Below are 14,769 nucleotides of genomic sequence, written 5' to 3' on the forward strand. Positions count from 1 at the left end.
AGTTATATAAGTTCACTACCGAATGATGAATCGGTAGTGTTTTTTTATCTTACAGGAAAGAACTTGCCACGCTAAAGCGTGAAAATGTCTTCCTGTAAGATAAAACCATTATGCGCACTCGTGCGAATGGAAGATGTCACTACGTGACCGCACTCGGCGCGACAAAATGTGCAATCCCCTCAAGACTGAGGGGCAGGGAAGTTGAAGTGGGCTTGCCCACTTTGTTCTGCACAGCTCCGTGCAGCGAAGACATGCCGCTATGCGGCGCACGGGTCGCGCGGCGAGCAGAGGAAGATAGCTCTTCCCTGCTCGATTCTTACAGGAAACACTTTCGCACATTAGCGTGACATAGTATTTCCTGTAAAATAAAACCCTCCGGGCGAGATGCGCAGTTCGCGGAGAGGAAATCTGTTGCCGGGCAATCCGCTCACTCCTGTACATCAGAAGAATCGAAGGCTCGGATAACCTGTCCGGAATCCTGGCTGACATACTCCACATGTACAGATTCCGTATCTTCTCCGGAGAAGGCGCCATAGAGTTTTCCGTACATAAAAAACGTCATGGCGGAATAAGAATCTGATGTTTCCAGCTTTTCCGAAGAAAGGAGGACGGTAAATTCTGTAAAATTTTCATTTGTACTGATTTCCCGGAATCTGGGATATTCTTCCGAAGCAGTCATATCCTCCAGTCCTTCACGGATAAAATCTGCCATACCTTCCATCAAATCCAGATGTTGCTGCTGGCTCATGCGCAGGGTGACGCTGCCGTCATCATGTAAAGCGGCATAGGGGTAGCCGGCGTCAGAAGCAATCTGCTCCAAATCCTCCTGAGTGACCGGGCCCAGGAAATCGGCGGGAATATTCAGCTCTACCGCCGAATCTTTTTGTTTCACTTTTATTCCGTCCAGAACATCCAGTTCCGGTGAAGAAAAACCGGTATCAATTTCTTCTGACGGGACAGAGGTGGAAGGGCTTCTGAACTGGTCTGCAGCCGGATGCTTTTTTGCAGATGCGGGTGCTTTTTCCGGCTGACTGCCTCCGCAGCCGGGAAAGAGCAGACAGGACAACATCAGCAGGAACAGGAAAGAAAAACGTTTCATAAATATATCCTCCATCTTATATAAAAACACAGTTATTGCAGGATTCCTTTTTATTATAGCATGAAAAAAAGAATTCAGTACATACTATTGATGGAACATTTTAAACGATCAGAGGGCAGGAGGAGATACCATATGATAAATATTGAAACAGAGTATCTGAAAGAAAAAGTGGAACACAGGCTCAGGGAAGAAAACAGCCACCGGAACAGACGGGAAGACCTGTATGAACTGGATCAGCAGATTACGGGACTGTACAGTACTTTTGAGCTTATCAGCAGCGCACAGGAGAAAGAACTGCGCCGTCCGGTCAGAGAAGCCATGGCTCAGCTTGGCAACTGTATGACCATTAAATCGTAAAAAAGAATGCGCACAGCGCATTCTTTTTTACGGACATATCAGCCTTCCCCTTCTCTGACGATTTCTTCCAGAACAAGAATCAGGTCCTGAAGGGTATTTAACTGAACGTTCCGCGCCAGAATGCAGTCCTGCAGTTCTGACGACAGTGTGTCAAACTGATCCCGTAAACCGGGAGCTACATAGGATGCCATATAATCACCTCGGTATAGTATGGTGCAGAAACAGAAAATTTATTCTTTTTCCATTGGGTGATTGTGCCTGAAGGAAGAAAGTATTATAATGGAGCCTGAGGAAGCGCTGATTAAATCAGTGCTTCCATGAAATGACACAGGTAATTGCGAAACTCAATAATTGTACCAATTTCATGTGCAATTTAAAAAATTCGAATGTAAATATTTTCTCATACAAAAGGTGAGAAATGCATTTCAGCACCATGGAAGCGAGACTTAAAAGAGAATGGAAGCCTTTGCTGACATGCTCTTTCGTAGTCAAAGGCTCGCTGGAATGTTCGGTGCGTCCGGCATTTCGGCCTTTTTGTATGATGAAAATATTTCATAGAAAGTGTAGGAATTGTACATGAAATTTTGATAATTTAATAGTTTCGCAATTGCCTGCATGAAATGACAGCGCAAAAGGAGAGGTAAGATGGATGATGAAAAGAAGTACGCTTTATTAATTGACGCGGACAATGTATCTTCCAGGTATATTGAAATTGTCACAAAAGAAGCCCAGACGCTGGGAAATGTCACAATACGAAGGATATACGGTGACTGGACTTCCAGTTCCAAAAATTCCTGGAAGGATTCCCTGCTGGAAAATTCCCTGTCACCCATTCAGCAGTATAATTATACGGTAGGGAAAAATTCCTCTGACTCAGCCATGATTATTGACGCCATGGATATTCTGTATACCAGTCCGGTAGACGGTTTTATTCTGGTATCTTCCGACAGCGATTTTACCAGGCTGGCCATGCGGCTGCGGGAATCGGGAAAGCGCGTGGTTGGTATGGGAGAAAGCAAGACGCCCACTCCTTTTGTCCGGGCCTGCGAACAGTTTAAAACACTGGATGTTTTGTATAAAAATAATAATCCGCAGCCCAAAAACACCAGCCCTGAGCCAAAAGCGGCTCCTCCGGAGCGAGGGAGAAGACAGAATGGGAAAAATGCGGAGCCGGAGAAACCGCCGGTGAAAGACGCGGAGCCTATTACCAATCTGAAATCCATCAAGGCAATGGTAATTTCTCTTCTGGATGAGAATTCAGACGAGGACGGATGGATGTATCTGTCAGAACTTGGAAATATGATTCAGAAAATGTATTCAGATTTTGACTGCCGGAATTACGGATATCATAAATTTGGAAAGCTCATTGAATCTTTTCCGGAGCTTCAGACCAGGAAAGATGATTCCAGCAATGGGATTACGAAAATTGTGCTGGTGAAGAAAAGAGAAGATTAGCCGGTCTTCCCGGCAGCAGGCCCGGCCTGTCCTTTGCCCGGCCGGGCCCTGGGATTATTATGAATTTTCTGTACGTTGCTTGCGGACCAGACGCCAGATGGTGTCGTGCATCCAGCCCACTGTGTCGTTTAGTTTTTTATTTTCTTCCAGTAAAAGCCGGTTTTCCGTTTGTAATTTTTCTAACAGTTCCATATTATCGCTTTTGAGAATATTGCTAACTGCCATGTAATCACCTCATTTTTATTATACCAGAACAGCCGCCGGTTGGGTGTTAAAATTGTGGAAAGAAATGGGAAATTTCCGACATTTTTCCCGCAAAAAACAGAGATTTCTACAGAAAATGTGACGATAAGAGACGAAGAAGCTCAAAAAGAAAAAATTCTTGTATAAATGGCCGGTGTATACTATACTGAATAAGGATACGGAGATTTGTAATAAGGAGAGAAAATGAAAACGTATGATTATTTAATTGCGGGTGCGGGACTGTTCGGTGCGGTTTTTGCACAGGAAGCAAAAAAGGCAGGGAAAAAATGTCTTGTGATTGACAAACGGGAACATATTGCCGGAAATATTTATACCAGAGAGGTGGAAGGCATTCAGGTGCATGAATACGGCGCTCATATTTTCCACACTTCCAGCAGAGAAGTCTGGGAATATGTGAACAAATTTGCAGAATTTAACCGCTATACCAATGCGCCGGTGGCAAATTATAAAGGCGAAATATACAATATGCCGTTTAATATGAACACATTCCATAAGCTGTGGGGTGTGGTGACGCCCCAGGAAGCGAAGGCAAAAATCGAAGAGCAGAAGCGGGCCCATGCAGTGGAACATCCGAAGAATCTGGAAGAACAGGCCATTAATCTGGTGGGGACAGACGTATATACCAGGCTGGTGAAAGGTTATACGGAAAAACAGTGGGGCAGGCGGGCAGCAGAACTTCCGGCTTTTATTATCAAACGTCTTCCGGTGCGGTTTACCTATGATAATAATTATTTTAACGATAATTATCAGGGCATTCCCATTGGAGGTTATACGGGGATGATTGAGCGGATGCTGGAAGGAACGGAAGTGCGCCTTCAGGAAAATTTTCTGGAAAAGCGGGAATATTATCAGGATATGGCGGAAACCATCATCTATACGGGTATGATAGATGAATATTTTGATTACTGTTTCGGAGAACTGGAATACCGCTCTCTCCGATTTGAGACAGAAGTTCTGGAAGAAGAAAATTATCAGGGCAATGCGGTGGTTAATTATACGGAATATGAGATTCCTTACACCAGAATTATTGAGCATAAGCATTTTGAATACGGGACGCAGCCTAAAACTGTGATTACGAGAGAATATCCTCAGAGCTGGCACAAAGGGGACGAGCCATATTACCCCATGAATGATGAAAAAAATATCAGACTTTATGAAAAGTACAGAGAGCTTGCCTGCCGGGAAGGAAACGTAATATTCGGCGGAAGGCTGGGACAGTATAAATATTACGATATGGATGATACTGTGGAGGCTGCATTGCAGTGTGCACGGGAACTCATAAAAGTCTGAAAACTATAAGAGGAAGGATTGGAGGAACCCAAAATGAAAAAATTAGAAGACTATGTGAGAAGTATACCTGATTTTCCGAAACCGGGGATTATTTTCCGGGATGTGACCAGTATCCTGCAGGATGCGGACGGGCTTCATCTTGCCATCGACGGTCTGACAGAAAGCCTGAAAGACGTGGAATACGACGTGGTGGTGGGGCCGGAATCCAGAGGATTTATTTTCGGCGTGCCGGTGGCCTATGAAGCACATAAAAGTTTTGTGCCGGTGCGCAAACAGGGCAAGCTCCCCTGCGAGACCATTTCAGCAAAATATTTTCTGGAATACGGAAGTGCGGTCATTGAAATGCACAAAGACGCCATAAAGCCCGGTCAGAAAGTGGTGATTATCGACGATCTGATTGCAACGGGAGGAACCATTGAAGCTATTATCAGCCTGATTGAGCAGTTAGGCGGAGAAGTAGTGAAAATCTGCTTTGTGATGGAACTGGCCGGATTAAAAGGAAAAGAAAAATTATCCGGTTACGATGTGGAAAGTCTTATTACATACGAAGGAAATTAGTAAAGGAGAATCGGAAACATATATGAGAGTCGGGACAGGGTATGATGTGCACAGATTGAAAGAAGGCAGAAAACTGATACTGGGCGGCGTGGAAATCCCTCATTCCATGGGGCTGGACGGCCATTCCGATGCAGATGTGGCGGTACATGCCGTAATGGATGCATTGCTGGGAGCGGCGGCCCTTGGAGATATCGGAAAGCATTTTCCGGATACGGATGATACTTATAAGGGGATTTCCAGTCTGAAACTGCTGGCCCGTGTAGGCGAACTGCTGCAGCAGGAAGGATATGTGGTGGAGAATATTGACGTTACCATCATTGCCCAGAAGCCAAAGCTGCGCCCCTATATAGAGCAGATGGAGCAAAACGTTGCCCATACCCTGCAGATTGCCGGAAATCAGATTAATATAAAAGCAACCACCGAAGAAAGACTTGGATTTACCGGCAGAGAGGAAGGGATTTCCGCCCAGGCTGTCTGTATGCTGGCAGGTTTGTATGAGAGCAGCGCGGCTGTATATGACAGCGGCAGAACCTGCGGGGACTGCGGCGGGTGCGGCAGGCAGGCGGAACTTTCGGAGGGCAGCAGATAATGGAGACCATACGTTATCTGGCACAGACGGAAAAACAGCAGACCAGAACATTATATGAAAGGGCTTTTCCGGAAGATTCCGGTGCTTTTGTGGACTATTATTATCAGTGGAAGACAGCAGACAACCGTATTCTGGTAATGGAAGAAGAGGGCAGGATTCAGGTGATGATTCATCTGAATCCCTATACCTTCCAAATCTGCGGAGTCAGGCAGCAGATACCCTATATCGTAGCAGTGGCAACCTGGCCGGACTGCCGCAGGCAGGGAAAGATGAGGCGGCTGATGAACCGCCTGCTGCAGGATCTGGAACAGCAGAAATGTCCCTTTGCCATACTTCTGCCTGCAGACCCGGCTTATTATGAAAGCCAGGGATTTGTATTTGTGCCGAAACAGAACGAATGGGAAATGTTCCGGGCGGAACCCCATCTGAAAGCTGCGGAAGCGGAAGTCCGGAAGTCCGCGGAAACGGTACGGAAACCGGAAGTCCGGAGGTCCGCAGAAACGGTACGGAAGCCGGAAGTCCGGAGGTCCGCAGAAACAATACGGGGACTGGAAGTCCGGAAAGCCGGGGAAGCAGATATTCCGAAACTGGTAAAGCTGTCCAACAGTATTCTGCAGAGAAACAGCCAGATATTTGCAGTCCGGGACAGGGCATATTATCAGCGTCTGCTGGCGGAAACCCAGGCTGAACAGGGCGGAGTTCTTTTCCTGACTTCGCCGGGGAACATCCGGGGAATCCTTGTGTATGGAATGGAAGGGGCAGAAAGGCCTGCTGCAGAGATAAAAGAACTGTTGCAGGCCTTTCCGGCAGAACCGGAGGAACTCAGAACCCTCTGTGAAAAAGCGTTGCCAGGCTGTGAAATTTCGTTCAGCAGACCACGGATGATGGTGCGTATCGCCAGTCTGGAAACCCTGGTCTCCATGTTGAAAAGCGAACGCGCCTGGTCTTTTGCGGTGAAGGTCAGGGATTCTGCGGTGAAAGCCAACTGCGGATGTTTCCGGATTACGCTGAACGCAGACGGAGGAAAGCTGGAAAGAATCCCGGACAGGGGAGAACTGCCGGAACTGGATATTTCTGAGCTGGCATTGGAACTGTTGCAGGATATTTATCTGGATTTTCGGGAATGGGTATGACTTTTCTATTGACAAACAGGAGGTTTCTGCATAAACTAACAGGAAGAGAACAGAAATCTGTGAACCGGCTGAAACCGCGGATAATTTCGTCTCTTAGTGAGATGGATTATCCGCTTTTTATGCACACGGGCGTCCGGAGGAAATATGTCAGCTAAAGCTGACGGACGCCCGGCGCAGCGAGCAGCGGAGAAGTGCATACCCCTGCTCGATTGTATACGGGCACCCAGATGGAGTTATCCTGACAGAAAGGAAAACAGACAGAAAATGGGATTCTGGAAGCATGTGAAAGAAGAATTTGAAGTTATCCGGGAGCGGGATCCTGCCATAAAGTCTCCCTGGGAGGTGCTGCTTTATCCCAGCTTTCGGGTGATGATAAGCTACCGAAAGGCTCACAGACAGTATCTGCGGGGCCATTATTTCCGGGCCAGAAGAATTTCCCAGAAAGCAGCCAGGAAGACCGGAATCGAGATTCATCCGGGGGCAGTCATAGGAAAAGGATTTTTTATTGACCACGGAAGCGGTGTGATTATCGGTGAGACAGCCATTATCGGAGACAATGTAACCCTTTACCAGGGAGTGACTCTGGGCGGTACGGGAAAGGAGACGGGCAAGCGTCATCCTACCCTGTGCGATAATGTGATGGTCAGTGCCGGAGCCAAGATTATCGGCTCCTTTACCATAGGAGAAAACAGCAAAATCGGTGCGGGAAGCGTGGTGCTGGAGGAGGTTCCTCCCAACTGTACGGTGGTAGGCGTGCCGGGGAGAATTGTAAAGCGGGATAACATCAAGGTTCCAAGGAGCGATATGGACCAGATTCATCTGCCGGATCCGGTGATGGAAGACATTACCATTCTGCAGCATGAAAATTCCGCCCTCTGCAACCGAATCATAGATTTGGAAAAGGAACTGCGGGAACTGAAAAATAAGAACGGAAAATAACCAGGAGGAAGAACTTATGAGAGTATACAACACCCTGAGCAGACAGAAGGAAGAATTTATTCCTCTGGAAGAAGGAAAGGTAAAAATGTACGTGTGCGGCCCAACCGTGTATAACCTGATACACATTGGAAATGCAAGGCCCATGATTGTGTTTGACACGGTGCGGCGCTATATGGAATACAAGGGCTATGAAGTGAACTTTGTGTCCAATTTTACGGACGTGGACGATAAGATTATCAAAAAAGCGCTGGAGGAAGGAGTTACCGCCCAGGAAATTTCTCAGCGTTATATTGCTGAGTGCAAAAAAGACATGGAGGCCATGAACGTAAAACCGGCAACCACACACCCTCTTGCAACGGAGGAGATAGACGGTATGCTGGAAATGATTTCCAACCTGATTGAAAAAGGATTTGCCTATCCGGCGGCAGACGGGACCGTTTACTTCCGTACCCGCAAATTCGAAGAATATGGCAAGCTGTCCCATAAGAATCTGGATGACCTGCAGGCAGGCCACCGGGATATTAAAGTCACCGGAGAAGAAAAGGAAGATCCGCTGGATTTTGTGCTGTGGAAGCCCAAAAAAGAAGGAGAGCCTTACTGGGAGTCTCCCTGGTGCCAGGGAAGGCCGGGCTGGCATATTGAGTGTTCCGTTATGTCCAGAAAATATCTGGGCGAGGAAATTGACATCCACGCAGGCGGCGAAGATTTGATTTTTCCTCATCATGAGAATGAGATTGCCCAGAGCGAGGCCTGCAACGGTAAAATATTTGCCAGATACTGGCTGCATAACGGATTTTTGAATATCGACAATAAAAAAATGTCAAAATCACTGGGCAATTTCTTTACGGTACGGGAAATCAGCGAGAAATATGATTTGCAGGTACTGCGGTTTTTCATGCTGAGCGCCCACTACAGAAGCCCTCTGAATTTCAGTGCGGATTTGATGGAAGCAGCCAAAAACAGCCTGGAAAGAATCCGCAACGGTGCCTCAAACCTGAAACATCTGTCCCAAAATGCCCGAACGGAGCAGATGACAGATTCGGAAAAAGCAATTCTGGAAGAAAGCGGCAGATTTGTGGAAAAATTTGAGAATGCCATGGATGACGATTTCAATACTGCGGACGGAATTTCTGCCGTCTTTGAGCTGGTAAAATATATCAATACGAAAGCAGATGAAACCTCCTCGCGGGAACTTCTGGAGCAGCTTTCTCAGAGAATGGAGCAGTTATGCGGTATTCTGGGCATTGTCCTGGAGGAGAAAGAAGAAATCCTGGATGAGGAAATTGAGCGGCTCATTGCAGAACGCCAGGCAGCCCGGAAGGAAAAGAATTTTGCCAGAGCAGACGAAATCCGCGGAATCCTGCTGGAGCAGGGGATTATTCTGGAAGATACCAGAGAAGGGGTAAAATGGAAAAGGGCATAAATGAATATATTTTAGGAAAATTCGGTATGCAGCAGGCGGATATCCGCAGCTATTCGCCTCTGGTGCTGGCTTATATCGGGGATGCTATCTACGATCTGGTTATCCGCACCATAATGGTGGGCCGGGGAAATACCCATGTGAACATTCTGCATAAGAGAACATCCCAGCTTGTAAAGGCCCATGCCCAGTCAGAGATGGCGGAGGCCCTGCTGCCGGATTTGACAGAAGAAGAACTCTCCGTGTACAGGCGGGGAAGAAATGCCAAATCCTTTACTATGGCTAAAAATGCAACGGTGGCAGATTACCGCCGGGCTACGGGATTCGAAGCCCTGATGGGATATCTGTATCTGGAGAACAGGACAGAACGTATGATGGAACTGATTCTGCGGGGCCTGAAGAAAACAGGCGTCTGCAAAACCAGGCCGGAAACCAGGTGCCGGAACACAGGAAAGGAAAAACAGTCATGAGATATGAGGAACTGACCATTGAGGGAAGAAATGCAGTGATGGAGGCATTTCGTTCCGGAAAAACCATAGATAAGCTGTTTGTGCTGGAGGGCTGCCAGGACGGGCCTGTGCGCTCTATCACCAGAGAAGCCGGAAAACATGATACCATTGTGAATTTTGTCAGAAAAGAACGTCTGGACCAGCTTTCAGAAACGGGAAAACACCAGGGCGTCATTGCCTTTGCAGCGGCTTACGAATATGCCAAAGTGGAAGATATGCTCAAACGGGCGGAGGAAAAGGGAGAACCGCCATTTCTGATTCTCCTTGATAATATCGAAGACCCCCACAACCTGGGGGCCATTATCCGTACCGCCAACCTGGCGGGAGCCCATGGCGTCGTTATTCCCAAACGCCGGGCCGTGGGCCTGACAGCTACCGTGGCCAAAACTTCAGCAGGAGCCATCAATTACACGCCGGTGGCAAAAGTCACCAACCTTTCCAGTACCATTAAGGAGCTGAAAGAGCGGGGACTCTGGTTTGTCTGCGCCGATATGGACGGAACTGCCATGTATGAGCTGGATTTGAAAGGGCCAATCGGGCTGGTAATTGGCAGTGAAGGCGACGGAGTCAGTAAACTGGTCAGGGAAAACTGCGACTTTACCGCGGCCATTCCCATGGCAGGGGAAATTGATTCACTGAATGCTTCCGTGGCCGCAGGCGTTCTGGCCTATGAAATTGTGCGGCAACGTTTGTAACCAATTTACGAAGTAAATTGATTACCCAAATCCGATGGGAAGTAAACAGTAAGAAAATCAGGGGAAAAATCAGTGCAGAGAGATACCGAATACCAGAACCAGACCGATGAGGTGTTAATTGAAGAATGGCGGAAGGGACAGCCGGATATTATTGATTACATTATGGAAAAATATAAGTATCTGGTGCGCAGGCGCGCCAAAGCAATGTTCCTTATTGGCGGCGATACGGATGATTTAATCCAGGAGGGAATGATAGGGCTGTTTAAGGCAATCCGGGATTACCGGAAAGAAAAGGACACTTCTTTTTATCATTTTGCAGATATTTGTATTACCAGACAGATTTATCGTGCGGTGGAAGCGTCTCAGCGGAAGAAACATCAGCCTCTGAACAGCTATATTTCGCTGGATACGGGGCTTGGAGGAGAGGGAACCGACACATTGCTGGATTTGCTGGAATCTTTTGAAAATGCCAATCCGGAACAGCTTTTTATTGACCGGGAAAACGCCAGAGCCATACAGGAAAAGCTGGAAAACAGCCTCAGTTCTCTGGAACAGCAGGTCCTTGGCCTGTATCTTGGCGGTATGAATTACCGCCAGATTGCCGGTATTCTGGAAAAAGAGCCCAAGGCAATCGACAATGCCCTGCAGCGCATCCGGGGAAAATTTGCAAAAATATTGTAAAAAATATTGACAACCCATTCAGAATATAGTATAGTAGACAAGTCGGTTGGGAAACCAGCAGACAGAAGAAACGCTGCTGTGGCTCAGTCGGTAGAGCGTCGCATTGGTAGTGCGGAGGTCACGGGTCCGATTCCCGTCAGCAGCTTTGGAAAACCTTGAGGAATCAAGGTTTTTTTGCTGTTAAAAGAATCAAAATATATGTTCGCACGGGTACCCTTGCTTTGCCGGGGCATTCTGTTCCAGAACAATACCTGAGGAGGAATCCTTACGAATGAATTCATCTGAAAAAATCAAACGGAAATTTATAAAGGAACTGATATCGCTGATGGAACAGGAACAGCTGGACCGGATTACCGTAAAGGAGACCCTTTCGGGTATATCCCGATCCAGCTTGGCCACGAGGGTACAGGTACGGTGGTAAAGATTGGAAAAAATGTAACCGCAGATTATTCCGGTAAGCCTCTGGCAGTGGAGATAAGATTGTAACCGGGCTGAAACCCTGCGGAACCTGTGATACCTGTACAAAACATCCGGAACAGATTCACCTGTGCGACGGAGGAGAGATTTTCGGTCTTCTGGCCGGGGAAGAACATTTTTTTAACGGCTGGTTCGGAGAATATATCAAAATCAATGACGGGGAGTTATTTTCAATGTGTCCGATATGGAAGATCTGGACAGCCGTCTGCTGATTGAACCTGCTGCAGTTGTGGTTCATGCAGTGGAAAAAGCAAAAGAAATCTTTAATTTCAAACACAATTCTTATGTTTTGGTACAGGGCTGCGGCCCCATCGGCCTGCTTCTTCTGGCAACCGTGCGGACCATGGGCTGCCGGAATATCATTGCTTCCACCATATGGCATTATGTGTGCCGGGGCGGTTCCATGTGCGAACTGGGATTTTTCGTAAACAACGGCGACGCAGTTTACAATCCCCATCTGGATATCTGCAACAAAGAAATCAAAGTAGTGGGTTCCTGGACCTGTCAGACCAAAGACTGGCTGCAGGCAATGGAAATGCTGAAAGAAGCCATGAAACAGGGATGGCCTGTAGGAGAACTGGTTTCCCATAAATTCCCGTTAGATGAAATCAACGAGGCAATGGAGACAAATATCCGTATGGGCGGCCTTAAGATTGCCGTTGTCAATTCGTAAATTAAGACTATAATATAAGGTTCGGTTGTCAGAGGCCCCGAATCACATAATAAATAGCAGGGAGAAATCAGGGAAGCGCGGCAGGAAATGTTGGCTTCCCTGATTTGTTGATAAATGTACCAGTTCAGCCCGCGCCTCTTCAGACAGCATTCTGAGCTCATTCATGTATTTACCATGAGGAGGGACCCACGAAGTGGGAAGAGCCCTGATGGTTCCTCCTGTAAGAATCTTGTACACATAATACAGGCTATGGCTGAACTGTTGTAATAAAAATCAATATTTTTCTGGTATTTTTCCGCTGTTTCTGTTAAAATAAACATAATTATGTAATATACATGGCCAGGCCATGGGGAAAAGGAGTGTTGATTATGGCAGAATCTATGGAAGATTACAAGGAAGAACTGGAAGCCTCCTTCCGGAAAATCAGCGAGGGGGATATTGTTTCCGGGACTGTCATCGGTGTAAGCGAAGAAGAAGTGACACTGGATTTGAAATACTATGCCCAGGGAATTATTAAAGCAGAAGATTTGAGCAACGACCCGGCTTTTCGTATTATGGAAGAAGTACATCCGGGAGATGTGATAGAAGCTACCGTGGTACGGACGGACGACGGAGAAGGAAATATTCAGCTTTCCAAAAAGGAAGCCAACGATATTCTGGCCTGGGAGAAACTGCATACCTGCCTGGAGGAAGGCACAGAACTTTCCGTAAAAGTGGCTGGAATCGTACCCAGCGGCGTTGTGGCTTATGTGGAAGGAATTCGCGGCTTTATTCCCGCTTCCCAGCTTGCCCTTTCCTATGTGGAAGCCACAGAGGAATGGCTTGGAAAAGAAGTGAAGGTAAGAGTCATCACTGTGGATGAATCCAAAAAGAAGCTGGTGCTTTCCGCCAAGGTGATTCTGAAAGAACAGCAGCAGGAAGAACACAATCGGAAAATCGCCATGATGGTACCGGGAAGCATTCTGGAGGGTACGGTGGAATCTCTGATGCCCTATGGAGCTTTTGTGGATTTGGGAGACGGAATCAGCGGACTGGTACATATTTCCCAGATTTCCAGAAAGAGAATCGGAAAGCCTTCCGAAGTATTAAGCGTGGGCCAGAAAGTAAAAGTAAAAGTGCTCAATACCAATGATAATAAGGTAAGCCTCAGCATGAAGGCACTGGAAGAAGAAATGGTGGATGTGGACAGGCCGGAAGAAGTGGAAGAATATGTATCTCATGAAAGTGCTTCTACCAGCCTGGGAGATCTGCTTTCCAAAATTAAACTGTAACAATTCAGAAGTGACAGAAAGGAGTCCGTTCCATGAGAGTAAACGGAGTACAGAGTACAGACAGTACCGGAAACCAGACAGCGGCCCCTGTGGCGGCACAGAATGGAGATTTTTCTTCCTATCTGCAGACCACAGCTTCACTGGAGCAGATATTTGACGAGGCGGCCAGAACCTACAATGTGCCCAAAAATCTGATTAAGGCCATTGCAAAGGCAGAGTCGGATTTCAGGCCTGACGCTACTTCCAAAGCCGGCGCACAGGGAATTATGCAGTTAATGCCGGCCACAGCGCGGGAACTGGGCGTGACAGACGCCTATGACCCTTATCAGAACATTATGGGAGGAACCAAATATATCAGCCAGATGCTTGCAAAATATGACGGAAATGTGAGCCTGGCCCTTGCTGCCTATAATGCAGGAAGCAATAATGTGGCAAAATACGGTGGGATTCCGCCTTTCAAAGAAACGCAGAATTATGTGGTAAAAGTAACCCAGTACATGAATGAGGGCGTTTCAGCCCCCAATGCTTCCTATAGCATAAATGCCGGTGCGGCAGGCGGCAGCGGCAATGTGGCGGCGGCTTCTGTGGAAGAAGCGGAGGAAAGCTATTATCAGAGCATTCTGGAACAGCTTTTTTCCTATGAGGATTATCTGAAATTTATTGATTTATATACAAAGATACAGGAAGCACAGCAGGAAAAGGCAGAAGAGGAAGAACAGAAACAGCAGCAGGAACAGAACGATTCCTGGCGTGCATATCAGGACCTTTCCTATAATCCGGTAGCCATGAACCTGCTGGGAGGCGGCTTCTGATGGAGAAAATCAGAATAAAGTATTTTGATTCCGAGCTGGAAAAACTGACTTATATCGGCGGAAAATCGGACTGGATTGATTTGCGTGCCAGCGAGACCACAGAGTTGAAAGCAGGAGAATTTAAACTGATTCCCCTTGGTGTTGCCATGGAGCTTCCGGCGGGATATGAAGCCCATGTGGTGCCCAGAAGCTCCACGTTTAAGAATTACGGAATTCTGCAGGTCAACAGCTGCGGTATCATAGATGGCAGCTACTGCGGAAATGAAGATATGTGGCGACTGCCGGCCTATGCCACCAGAGATACGGTAATCCATAAAAATGACCGTATCTGCCAGTTCCGGATTGTGGAAAACCAGCCTGCCATTGTGTTTGAGGAGACGGAAGTTCTGGAAAATAAAAACAGAGGCGGTTTTGGAACTACAGGGGTAAAATAGGTATTTCGTCAATTTGTACAGAAAACATCAGTAATTTCGTTAAAGTAACGAAGAGACAGGACAGAAGTACTCTTTTCTGGCGAATGTGACAGGAAAGGGTACTTCTTTTTGTG

At 47.1% G+C, this 14,769-nt stretch carries 19 protein-coding genes and 1 tRNA gene; 17 read left to right on the plus strand and 3 right to left on the minus strand.

Translation table 11 applies throughout. From position 1 onward, the window contains the following. Window positions 1-427: 427 nt before the first annotated feature. On the minus strand, window positions 428-1,099 hold the full coding sequence (locus VSQ32_02200; GenBank protein MEH2941689.1) for a hypothetical protein: 672 nt from the start codon (window positions 1,097-1,099) through the stop codon (window positions 428-430). A gap of 132 nt (window positions 1,100-1,231) precedes the next feature. Between VSQ32_02200 and VSQ32_02205 the strand changes: the two genes are divergently transcribed. Then, window positions 1,232-1,456, plus strand: a complete 225-nt coding sequence (locus VSQ32_02205) for a hypothetical protein (GenBank protein MEH2941690.1) — start codon at window positions 1,232-1,234, stop codon at window positions 1,454-1,456. Window positions 1,457-1,494: 38 nt separating this feature from the next. Here the strand turns inward: VSQ32_02205 and VSQ32_02210 are convergent, their stop codons facing one another. Next, the gene (locus tag VSQ32_02210) at window positions 1,495-1,647 is read right to left on the minus strand and encodes a hypothetical protein (GenBank protein ID MEH2941691.1); all 153 of its coding nucleotides are present in this window, start codon (window positions 1,645-1,647) and stop codon (window positions 1,495-1,497) included. Window positions 1,648-2,101: 454 nt separating this feature from the next. Between VSQ32_02210 and VSQ32_02215 the strand changes: the two genes are divergently transcribed. Continuing rightward, the gene (locus VSQ32_02215; protein MEH2941692.1) at window positions 2,102-2,911 is read left to right on the plus strand and encodes an NYN domain-containing protein; all 810 of its coding nucleotides are present in this window, start codon (window positions 2,102-2,104) and stop codon (window positions 2,909-2,911) included. Window positions 2,912-2,968: 57 nt separating this feature from the next. On the opposite strand, the gene VSQ32_02220 is transcribed toward VSQ32_02215, so the two are convergent. Further along, entirely contained in the window at window positions 2,969-3,136 is a 168-nt protein-coding gene (locus tag VSQ32_02220; GenBank protein MEH2941693.1) for a hypothetical protein, read from the minus strand. Between the two features lie 222 nt (window positions 3,137-3,358). Between VSQ32_02220 and glf the strand changes: the two genes are divergently transcribed. The 15 genes from glf (at window position 3,359) to VSQ32_02295 (ending at window position 14,656) form a co-directional block, all read left to right on the plus strand. Beyond that, the gene (glf, locus tag VSQ32_02225) at window positions 3,359-4,465 is read left to right on the plus strand and encodes a UDP-galactopyranose mutase (GenBank protein ID MEH2941694.1); all 1,107 of its coding nucleotides are present in this window, start codon (window positions 3,359-3,361) and stop codon (window positions 4,463-4,465) included. 33 nt (window positions 4,466-4,498) lie between these two features. Next, window positions 4,499-5,023 (plus strand): adenine phosphoribosyltransferase, encoded by a 525-nt coding sequence (locus tag VSQ32_02230; protein MEH2941695.1) that lies wholly within the window; start codon window positions 4,499-4,501, stop codon window positions 5,021-5,023. A 22-nt stretch (window positions 5,024-5,045) separates the two neighbouring features. Then, on the plus strand, window positions 5,046-5,612 hold the full coding sequence (gene ispF / locus VSQ32_02235; GenBank protein ID MEH2941696.1) for a 2-C-methyl-D-erythritol 2,4-cyclodiphosphate synthase: 567 nt from the start codon (window positions 5,046-5,048) through the stop codon (window positions 5,610-5,612). Then, complete coding sequence (locus tag VSQ32_02240; GenBank protein MEH2941697.1) at window positions 5,612-6,745, plus strand: GNAT family N-acetyltransferase; 1,134 nt, start codon at window positions 5,612-5,614, stop codon at window positions 6,743-6,745. The genes ispF and VSQ32_02240 overlap by 1 nt, the downstream gene beginning before the upstream one ends. Window positions 6,746-7,009: 264 nt before the next feature. Beyond that, window positions 7,010-7,684 carry a serine O-acetyltransferase EpsC gene (gene epsC / locus VSQ32_02245; GenBank protein MEH2941698.1) on the plus strand — a complete coding sequence of 225 codons (675 nt, stop codon included), beginning with the start codon at window positions 7,010-7,012 and terminating at the stop codon, window positions 7,682-7,684. 16 nt (window positions 7,685-7,700) lie between these two features. Further along, entirely contained in the window at window positions 7,701-9,107 is a 1,407-nt protein-coding gene (gene cysS, locus VSQ32_02250; protein ID MEH2941699.1) for a cysteine--tRNA ligase, read from the plus strand. Next, window positions 9,092-9,574: a ribonuclease III domain-containing protein gene (locus tag VSQ32_02255; protein ID MEH2941700.1), complete on the plus strand. Its 483-nt coding sequence runs from the start codon at window positions 9,092-9,094 to the stop codon at window positions 9,572-9,574. Before cysS ends, VSQ32_02255 begins: the two co-directional genes overlap by 16 nt. Beyond that, on the plus strand, window positions 9,571-10,308 hold the full coding sequence (rlmB, locus tag VSQ32_02260; GenBank protein MEH2941701.1) for a 23S rRNA (guanosine(2251)-2'-O)-methyltransferase RlmB: 738 nt from the start codon (window positions 9,571-9,573) through the stop codon (window positions 10,306-10,308). Before VSQ32_02255 ends, rlmB begins: the two co-directional genes overlap by 4 nt. Window positions 10,309-10,380: 72 nt before the next feature. Continuing rightward, on the plus strand, window positions 10,381-10,989 hold the full coding sequence (sigH, locus tag VSQ32_02265) for an RNA polymerase sporulation sigma factor SigH (GenBank protein ID MEH2941702.1): 609 nt from the start codon (window positions 10,381-10,383) through the stop codon (window positions 10,987-10,989). A 72-nt stretch (window positions 10,990-11,061) separates the two neighbouring features. Continuing rightward, window positions 11,062-11,134: transfer RNA gene (locus tag VSQ32_02270), tRNA-Thr, on the plus strand. A gap of 126 nt (window positions 11,135-11,260) precedes the next feature. Further along, window positions 11,261-11,410, plus strand: a complete 150-nt coding sequence (locus tag VSQ32_02275) for a hypothetical protein (GenBank protein MEH2941703.1) — start codon at window positions 11,261-11,263, stop codon at window positions 11,408-11,410. A 231-nt stretch (window positions 11,411-11,641) separates the two neighbouring features. After that, the gene (locus tag VSQ32_02280) at window positions 11,642-12,139 is read left to right on the plus strand and encodes a hypothetical protein (GenBank protein ID MEH2941704.1); all 498 of its coding nucleotides are present in this window, start codon (window positions 11,642-11,644) and stop codon (window positions 12,137-12,139) included. Window positions 12,140-12,507: 368 nt separating this feature from the next. Then, a complete protein-coding gene (locus tag VSQ32_02285; GenBank protein ID MEH2941705.1) occupies window positions 12,508-13,410 on the plus strand; it encodes a S1 RNA-binding domain-containing protein in 903 nt (300 codons plus the stop codon). 32 nt (window positions 13,411-13,442) lie between these two features. Continuing rightward, complete coding sequence (locus VSQ32_02290; protein MEH2941706.1) at window positions 13,443-14,222, plus strand: lytic transglycosylase domain-containing protein; 780 nt, start codon at window positions 13,443-13,445, stop codon at window positions 14,220-14,222. After that, window positions 14,222-14,656, plus strand: coding sequence for a dUTP diphosphatase (locus VSQ32_02295; protein MEH2941707.1), 435 nt, complete (start codon window positions 14,222-14,224; stop codon window positions 14,654-14,656). Before VSQ32_02290 ends, VSQ32_02295 begins: the two co-directional genes overlap by 1 nt. The last annotated feature ends 113 nt before the right edge of the window (window positions 14,657-14,769 follow it).

The organism is Lachnospiraceae bacterium JLR.KK002, from assembly GCA_036941025.1.
GTDB lineage: Bacteria > Bacillota > Clostridia > Lachnospirales > Lachnospiraceae > Petralouisia.

What these genes read in the sequence shown, in the direction of transcription:
- VSQ32_02205 (MEH2941690.1), top strand. Translation starts at nt 1,232, where the DNA reads ATGATAAATATTGAAACAGAGTATCTGAAAGAAAAAGTGGAACACAGG.
- VSQ32_02210 (MEH2941691.1), bottom strand. Translation starts at nt 1,647, where the DNA reads ATGGCATCCTATGTAGCTCCCGGTTTACGGGATCAGTTTGACACACTG.
- VSQ32_02285 (MEH2941705.1), top strand. Translation starts at nt 12,508, where the DNA reads ATGGCAGAATCTATGGAAGATTACAAGGAAGAACTGGAAGCCTCCTTC.
- rlmB (MEH2941701.1), top strand. Translation starts at nt 9,571, where the DNA reads ATGAGATATGAGGAACTGACCATTGAGGGAAGAAATGCAGTGATGGAG.
- VSQ32_02215 (MEH2941692.1), top strand. Translation starts at nt 2,102, where the DNA reads ATGGATGATGAAAAGAAGTACGCTTTATTAATTGACGCGGACAATGTA.
- glf (MEH2941694.1), top strand. Translation starts at nt 3,359, where the DNA reads ATGAAAACGTATGATTATTTAATTGCGGGTGCGGGACTGTTCGGTGCG.
- VSQ32_02255 (MEH2941700.1), top strand. Translation starts at nt 9,092, where the DNA reads ATGGAAAAGGGCATAAATGAATATATTTTAGGAAAATTCGGTATGCAG.
- ispF (MEH2941696.1), top strand. Translation starts at nt 5,046, where the DNA reads ATGAGAGTCGGGACAGGGTATGATGTGCACAGATTGAAAGAAGGCAGA.
- VSQ32_02230 (MEH2941695.1), top strand. Translation starts at nt 4,499, where the DNA reads ATGAAAAAATTAGAAGACTATGTGAGAAGTATACCTGATTTTCCGAAA.
- VSQ32_02200 (MEH2941689.1), bottom strand. Translation starts at nt 1,099, where the DNA reads ATGAAACGTTTTTCTTTCCTGTTCCTGCTGATGTTGTCCTGTCTGCTC.
- VSQ32_02275 (MEH2941703.1), top strand. Translation starts at nt 11,261, where the DNA reads ATGAATTCATCTGAAAAAATCAAACGGAAATTTATAAAGGAACTGATA.
- epsC (MEH2941698.1), top strand. Translation starts at nt 7,010, where the DNA reads ATGGGATTCTGGAAGCATGTGAAAGAAGAATTTGAAGTTATCCGGGAG.
- VSQ32_02240 (MEH2941697.1), top strand. Translation starts at nt 5,612, where the DNA reads ATGGAGACCATACGTTATCTGGCACAGACGGAAAAACAGCAGACCAGA.
- cysS (MEH2941699.1), top strand. Translation starts at nt 7,701, where the DNA reads ATGAGAGTATACAACACCCTGAGCAGACAGAAGGAAGAATTTATTCCT.
- VSQ32_02220 (MEH2941693.1), bottom strand. Translation starts at nt 3,136, where the DNA reads ATGGCAGTTAGCAATATTCTCAAAAGCGATAATATGGAACTGTTAGAA.
- VSQ32_02295 (MEH2941707.1), top strand. Translation starts at nt 14,222, where the DNA reads ATGGAGAAAATCAGAATAAAGTATTTTGATTCCGAGCTGGAAAAACTG.
- VSQ32_02290 (MEH2941706.1), top strand. Translation starts at nt 13,443, where the DNA reads ATGAGAGTAAACGGAGTACAGAGTACAGACAGTACCGGAAACCAGACA.